At 60.0% G+C, this 7,093-nt stretch carries 5 protein-coding genes; 3 read left to right on the forward strand and 2 right to left on the reverse strand.

Annotation, left to right across the window (positions count from 1 at the left end; translation table 11 throughout):
• Window positions 1–166 precede the first annotated feature (166 nt).
• Window positions 167–1,606 (reverse strand): aldehyde dehydrogenase, encoded by a 1,440-nt coding sequence (gene aldA / locus M8013_RS00280; RefSeq protein ID WP_271265839.1) that lies wholly within the window; start codon window positions 1,604–1,606, stop codon window positions 167–169.
• A gap of 198 nt (window positions 1,607–1,804) precedes the next feature.
• Window positions 1,805–2,608, reverse strand: a complete 804-nt coding sequence (locus M8013_RS00285) for a YdcF family protein (RefSeq protein WP_271265842.1) — start codon at window positions 2,606–2,608, stop codon at window positions 1,805–1,807.
• 188 nt (window positions 2,609–2,796) lie between these two features.
• On the opposite strand from M8013_RS00285, the gene M8013_RS00290 reads away from it, so the two are divergent.
• The 3 genes from M8013_RS00290 to M8013_RS00300 are packed head-to-tail and all read left to right on the forward strand — an operon-like array spanning window position 2,797 to window position 6,948.
• Entirely contained in the window at window positions 2,797–4,449 is a 1,653-nt protein-coding gene (locus M8013_RS00290) for an MFS transporter (RefSeq protein ID WP_418939513.1), read from the forward strand.
• A 43-nt stretch (window positions 4,450–4,492) separates the two neighbouring features.
• Entirely contained in the window at window positions 4,493–5,572 is a 1,080-nt protein-coding gene (locus M8013_RS00295; protein WP_271265840.1) for an HlyD family secretion protein, read from the forward strand.
• Complete coding sequence (locus M8013_RS00300; protein WP_271265841.1) at window positions 5,569–6,948, forward strand: efflux transporter outer membrane subunit; 1,380 nt, start codon at window positions 5,569–5,571, stop codon at window positions 6,946–6,948. Before M8013_RS00295 ends, M8013_RS00300 begins: the two co-directional genes overlap by 4 nt.
• Window positions 6,949–7,093 lie beyond the last annotated feature (145 nt).

Raw genomic sequence — 7,093 nt, forward strand, 5'->3', positions numbered from 1 at the left:
AGCACGAAAGTGGGGGTGATCGACCTGAAGAAAAAGTCGATCACCATGGGTAAAGGGTGTTAAAAAGTGTTCACCATGTCCCCGAACACCTGTTTACCATGTCCCCGGTCTGTACAGTGGGAGAGGGTCGGGGTGAGGGCATCAGGCCGCACTCACTCAATCAATATCAGGACTGCAAATACACCACCTGGGTTTGCAGATACTCGTGTAGCCCGTGTTTACCGTCCGCGCCGCCGATCCCGGATTTACGCCAGCCCGCATGGAAGCCCTGCATCGCTTCAAAGTTCTCGCGGTTGATGTAGGTTTCGCCGAACTTGAGCCCTTTAATCGCTTTCATCGCCACGTTCAGGTCGCGGGTGTAAATGGAGGACGTCAGGCCGTAGTCGCTGTCGTTGGCCATCTTCAGCGCCTCTTCCAGGGTGTCAAACACCACCACTGGCAGCACCGGGCCGAAGGTTTCTTCGTGCATGATCGCCATTTCCTGGCGCACGTCGAGCAGCAGCGTCGGCGGATAGTAATAGCCTTTGCCTTCCACCGCTTTACCGCCCAGCACCACTTTCGCCCCTTCCTGCACCGCGCGAGCCACTTTTTGCTCCACACGTTCCAGCGCTGCGGCGTTGATCAGCGGCCCCATCGCGATATCGTTGCGCTCGGCCGGGTTGCCGAACTGCACGGCTTTCATCGCTTCGCCCAGACGATTAGCAAAGCGATCGTAGATCCCTTTTTGTACATACACGCGCTCGGCGCAGTTACACACCTGTCCGGTATTGATGACCCGTGAGTCAACGATCGCCTTCACTGCCAGCTCCAGATCCGCATCGTCCATCACGATCGCCGGGGCTTTACCGCCCAGCTCCAGGCACACTTTGGTGATGTTTTTGGCCGCCGCGGTCATGATTTTCTCGCCCGCCCCCACGCTGCCGGTCATGCTGACCATCGCCACTTTCGGGTTGCCCGCCAGCTCCTGACCCACGGTTTCTCCGCGCCCCAGCACCAGGTTGAAGACCCCTTTTGGCAGGCCGATGTCGTCGACAATTTTGGCAAACGCGATGGCGTTGTTCGGCGTGAATTCGCTCGGTTTAATCACGATGGTATTGCCAGTAATCAGCGCAGGCGCCAGCTTGCGGGCAATCAGGAAGAACGGGAAGTTCCACGGCAGAATGCCGGTGGTGACGCCGAGGGCACGCTTGAACAGCAGAATATTCTCGCCCGGACGATCGCTCTGAATAATTTCGCCTTCATAGCGACGGGCCCACTCGGCCATGTAGTCAAGGTAGTCGGCTGTAAACGCCACTTCGACCTCGGCCAGCTGCTGAATTTTGCCGCCTTCGGCGACGATCAGGGCGCTGATCTCGCTGGCGCGCTCGCGAATGCCCGCCGAGATTTTACGTAACCAGCCTGCACGCTGGATAGCAGGCAGTGCCTCCCAGTCAGCCTGCGCGCGGTCGGCCGCGTCAATGGCCTTGCGGGCATCTTCCGCGCTGCCGTCGGGAATACGGGAAATGACCTCTTCGGTGGCCGGGTTGATCACATCAATCCAGGCTTCACCCTGCCAGGCGACAAACTGTCCATCGATATACATAGGATGTTGCACGGGTACTGTCATGACCTTCTCCTGTAATTAGACTGTTTTTAACACGTAAAATTATTGTTAAAAACTACAGTTTCAGATCCGCAATCCTACTCTATCGTGCTGTTTTTGTGAGATCTCTCATAAAAGAATCGGGTCAGCTAAACATATTTATTACATCCCAACAACATATCCTGCCCGTTTGCGCCAAAGCCAGCGCAAACGGGCAGCGCGTTACAGCAGGGAGCGGCTGACCAGTGCCTCGGTGAGAATGGTGTCGTTTTGCAGCACCTGCCAGGCCGCCTCAACCTCTGCCGGGATGGCAACGTGAACGGTAAAATCCCGCCCGGCCGGGCCGTAGCCATTGATGTCATCACGCAGGCGCGGCAATTCACCCAGCACCAGCGACAGATAGCGCTCGACTGGCCACAGCCCCTCGCCGCCGCCGCTGAACACCAGCCCGTTTTCGCTGTTTTGCAGCGTTGGCACAATTCCGGGCTGGCTTATCCACGTGGGCGCAGCTGGCGCGTCGCGGCATACCCGGGCGAAGGTCGCCATCGTGCGGCGCTGCATGGTCGGGTCCTGCACCACAATCACCCGCTTCGCCGGCAGCGGATGGTGCTGCATCAGCGACCAGCTAAAACGTGCGTTCTCGCCGCAGTTGGTGGACTGGTCTTCCACCAGCACGCGCTCCGGCGGAATGTGCCAGAACTCGCGGGCGATCTCCGCCAGAATGGTGGCTTCGGCTTTACCGGTGGTACGCACCCGGTTGTACTGCGGATGGCGCGCAATGGCGGCGTACAGGAACGTAGTGGAATGACCAATCCCGCCGCTGATAAGCAACGGCACGGCAAGCTCTGCCGCCAGACGGCAGGCGGTGTCGATGGCAGGGATCACCGCGTTCCCCGCCAGCACCACGGCGTCCGCCTGCGGTGGCGGTTGGGTGGGGTCGAAATCGGTTTCGGCAAGCCAGCTGCCGACGGTGTTTACCGCTGCCAGGGTTTTATCCGGCAGACACGGGAAGATTGCGAGCATCATCATTACCTCCTTGCAACTATTACCTTCAGCGTAACGCGCGGGCCGCCGGTTAACAGAGGATCTCTCTGAAATATACCGGATCACATTTGATTAACCCGTCGTTATCATATTCACTTGAAAAATGGTTTGCGTCAGACTTAGAATCATTAGCCCACTAACTATTCATTTATTTTATAGGTAATCCGGTCATGCGCCTGCCTCAACGCGACCCCTATTCGCCTCGCGAGTGGCAGCCTCACGAAAAGCCGATGCTGTTGGGCTCCCCTTCCACGCCCGTACACAGCACGCCCAAACGCATCGCCTATGGCGTGGTGGGACTGCTGGTGTGCCTGACCGGCGCGCTGGGCAATGCGATGGTGGCTGCCAATCTGCAGAATTTACAGGGCACTTTTGCCGCCTGGTCCACCGAAATAGCCTGGCTGCCTGCGGTCTACGTGATGACCAACGTGTCGATTAACCTGCTGCTGGTGAAGTTTCGCCAGCAGTTTGGCCTGCGCGCCTTCACCGAAGGCTTCCTGGTGCTGTACGTGCTGGTGACCTTTTTCCACCTGTTCGTCAACGATCTCAGCTCCGCGCTGATGGTCCGCGCCGCCCACGGGATGGTGGCCGCGGCCCTCAGTTCGCTGGGGATCTACTATCAGATCCAGGCCTGGCCGGCGAAACACCGCCTGAAAGCCCTCACCATAGGCATCACCGGATCGTCGCTGGCGATCCCCATTGCGCGCCTGTTCTCCACCGAACTGCTGCAGCTGGACGAGTGGCGCGGATTGTACCTGTTTGAGCTTGGGCTGGCGTTGATCTCGCTCGGCTGCGTGATCGCCCTCAAGCTGCCGCCCGGCGATCGGCGCAAAGTGTTTGAGAAGAAAGATTTTATCACCTTTATTTTGCTGGCACCGGGCATGGCACTGCTGTGCGCGGTGCTGTCGCTTGGACGCCTGGACTGGTGGTTTGAAGCGCCGTGGATCGGCTGGTCACTGGCGGCCTCGCTGGTGCTGATTATCTCGGCGATTGTCTTCGAACATAACCGCAGTAATCCGCTGCTGAACACCCGCTGGCTCTCCAGCGGCAGTATTCTGCGCCTGGGATTGATCATGCTGCTGATCCGCATCGTGCTGGCAGAGCAGAACACCGGGGTGATTGGCTGGCTGACGTTTGTCGGCCTGCAGAACGAACAGATGACCCATCTGGCGTGGTCGATTTTTGCCGGGATCGCCTGCGGCATCGTCGCCAGCTGTCTGACCATCAAACCGACCCGCCTCGGCTGGCCGATTGTCACCTCGCTGGTGCTGATGATTATCGCCTCCCTGCTCGACAGCCAGTCGAGCAGCATCACCCGCCCGGATCAGCTGATGCTGAGCCAGTTCCTGCTGGGGTTTGGCAGCGCCTTTTTCCTCGCCCCGGCGATGCTGGCCGGGATTGGCGGCGTGATTGCCGATCCGCGTAACCTGGTCAGCTTTTCGGTGCTGTTCGGCATGAGCCAGAACATCGGCGGCCTGCTGGGCTCGGCGATCCTCGGCACCTTTCAGACCTGGCGCGAAAAGTATCACTCTGGCCTGCTGGCCGATCAGCTCACCACCCTCAATCCGCTGGTCAGCGAGCGTCTACAGACTTACAGCCAGCTATACCAAAGCCTGATTGGTGACAGCGCGTTGGCCAGTGCCCAGTCAGTGATTCAGTTGCAGACCGCCAGCACGCTGGAGGCCAATATTCTCGCTTACAATGATACTTATCTTCTGACAGCGGGCATCGCCACCGCCACGCTGGTGTGGATTTTATGGCGCTTGCTGCGCCTGCGCATTACCGCCCATCTGGCGCTGAAACGCGCCACCGGCAGCAAATAACGGTCTATACAACAATGATTAACATGTTTTCCCAGGAGTGGTTATGAGTCAGCAGGATGCCGCCAAAGAGCAGGCCAATACCCGTAATAATCTGCGCGTGGTGTCGATGTTCGCCGCCGCCGCGATCGGCATCGTTGGCGTACTGGTGATCCTCTACGCCTGGCAGTTGCCGCCGTTTACCCGCCACACCCAGTTCACCGATAATGCCTACGTGCGCGGCCAGACCACCTTTATCAGCCCGCAGGTCAACGGCTACATTACCGAGGTCAAGGTGCAGGATTTTGTGCAGGTGAGACAGGGCGACCTGCTGCTGCAGATTGACGATCGTATCTACCGCCAGCGCGTGCATCAGGCCGATGCCCAGTTGGCGATCAAAATCGCCACCCTGAACAACAACCTGCAGCAACGTAAAAGCGCCGAAGCGGTGATTGCGCGTAACGAGGCGGCGCTGAAAAATGCCCGCGCCCAGAGCATGAAAACCCAGGCCGACCTGAAGCGGGTCAAAGACCTGACCGCCGACGGTTCTCTGTCGATTCGTGAGCGGGATGCCGCCCTGGCAAGCGCCGCCCAGGGCAGCGCCGATATCGACCAGGCCAAAGCGACGCTGGAGATGTCGCGCCAGGATTTGCAGACCGCGATCGTCAATCGCGGCGCGCTGGAAGCGGACGTCGATAATGCGAAGGCGGCGCTCGAACTGGCGCAGATCGACCTGCAAAACACCCGTATCATCGCCCCGCGCGACGGCCAGCTCGGGCAGATTGCGGTGCGTTTAGGCGCATACGTTACCGCCGGGACCCATCTCACCACCCTGGTGCCGCCACAGCACTGGGTGATCGCCAATATTAAAGAGACCCAGCTGGCGACGCTACGGGTCGGCCAGCCGGTGAAATTTACCGTCGATGCCCTCAACGATCGCGCTTATCAGGGCCGGGTGCAGAGCATTTCCCCCGCCACCGGGGTAGAGTTCAGCGCCATTAGCCCGGACAACGCCACGGGGAACTTCGTTAAGATTGCCCAGCGCATTCCGGTGCGCATCGAGGTGCTTGGCAAGCCGGAAGATGCCGCCCTGCTGCGCCCGGGGATGTCGGTGCAGGTGACCATTGATACCCGGGAGGAGAAATGATCCTCCGCCCGCTTGCCGCGTTACTGACCGCCCTTTCTCTTGCGGCCTGTCAGTCGGTGGATGTCACCCCGGCTAAAACAACCTTGCAAATCCCCGCCAGCTGGCGCGCCAGCAGCGGCCCTGCCAGCCCGGCGGAACAGCAGTGGTGGCGCAGCTTTCACGACAGCCATCTCAACCGCTACGTTGATCAGGCGCTACGCAATAACAGCGATGTGCTGATCGCCCGGGAGCGGATTAATGAATATCAGGCCCGGGTCTATGCCGCCGACGGCAGCCTGTTTCCGTCTCTGGATGGCCAGCTAAGCGCCACCCGCGCTCGCTCGCAGTCGGCGGCGACCGGGCAGCCAATTTACGGTGCGCTGTATCGGGGCAGCCTGACCGCCAGCTACGACGTCGATATCTGGGGCGTGAATCGTCGCACCGCCGATGCCGCTCAGGCCTCGCTCGAGGCGCAGCAGGCTGCGGCAGCCGCCGCCGACCTGACGGTGGCCGCATCGGTGGCCTCGGGCTATGTGACACTGCTGGCGCTGGACGATCAGCTGCGGGTCACGCAATCAACCCTCAAAGCCCGCGAAGAGGCGTTTACGCTGGCAAAACGGCAGTATGAAACCGGCTACAGCTCGCGGCTGGAGCTGATGCAGTCCGACTCCGAACTGCGCTCGACCCGGGCGCAGATCCCGCAGGTGCAGAATCAGATTACCCGGCAGGAGAATGCGCTCAGCCTGCTGCTGGGCGGCAATCCGCAGGGAATTACCCGCAGCGCGGATTTTGATCTGCTGACGCCGCTGCGTATTCCGTCCCAGCTGCCGTCGTCGTTACTCAATCGCCGCCCGGATATTGTGCAGGCGGAGCGTCAGCTGATTGCCACGGATGCGTCGCTTGCGGCCTCCCGCGCCAGCCTGCTGCCGTCGATCAACCTGACTGCAACCGGATCGTTGCAGGATCGGACCCTGCCCGGCCTGCTGGATAACCCGCTGGAACTGTGGAGCGTCGGCGGCAGCATTCTGGCCCCGCTGCTAAACCGTCAGGCGCTGAACGCGCAGGTGGATATCGCCCAGTCGCAGCGCAATCAGGCGCTGTACAGCTATGAAAAAACCGTGCGCAATGCCTTTAAAGAGGTCAACGACAGCCTTGACGCTATTGCCCGATTTGGCGAACAGCTGACCGAGCTGGTGGCGCAGCAGGAGGTGGCACAGGAGACGCTGCGGATCGCACAGAATCGCTATCGCAACGGTTATTCGTCGTATCTGGATGTGCTGGACGCGCAGCGCACGCTGTTTTCGGTGCAAACCAGCGTGGTGCAGTCCAAAAATAACCTGCTGCTGGCGCAGATAGATTTGTATAAAGCGCTGGGGGGTGGGTGGTCGGGGCGGTAAACGCCGGATTTTTGCGGCCTGATGCCCTCACCCCGGCCCTCTCCCACTGTACAGACTGGGGACATAGTGAACGCTTGTTCGGGGACATGGTAGACACTTACAACTAAGGCATAAGAACCCGTATATGGAGTCGCTTATGCCGTGG

Source organism: Silvania confinis (assembly GCF_025564085.1).
Lineage (GTDB): Bacteria > Pseudomonadota > Gammaproteobacteria > Enterobacterales > Enterobacteriaceae > Enterobacter > Enterobacter confinis.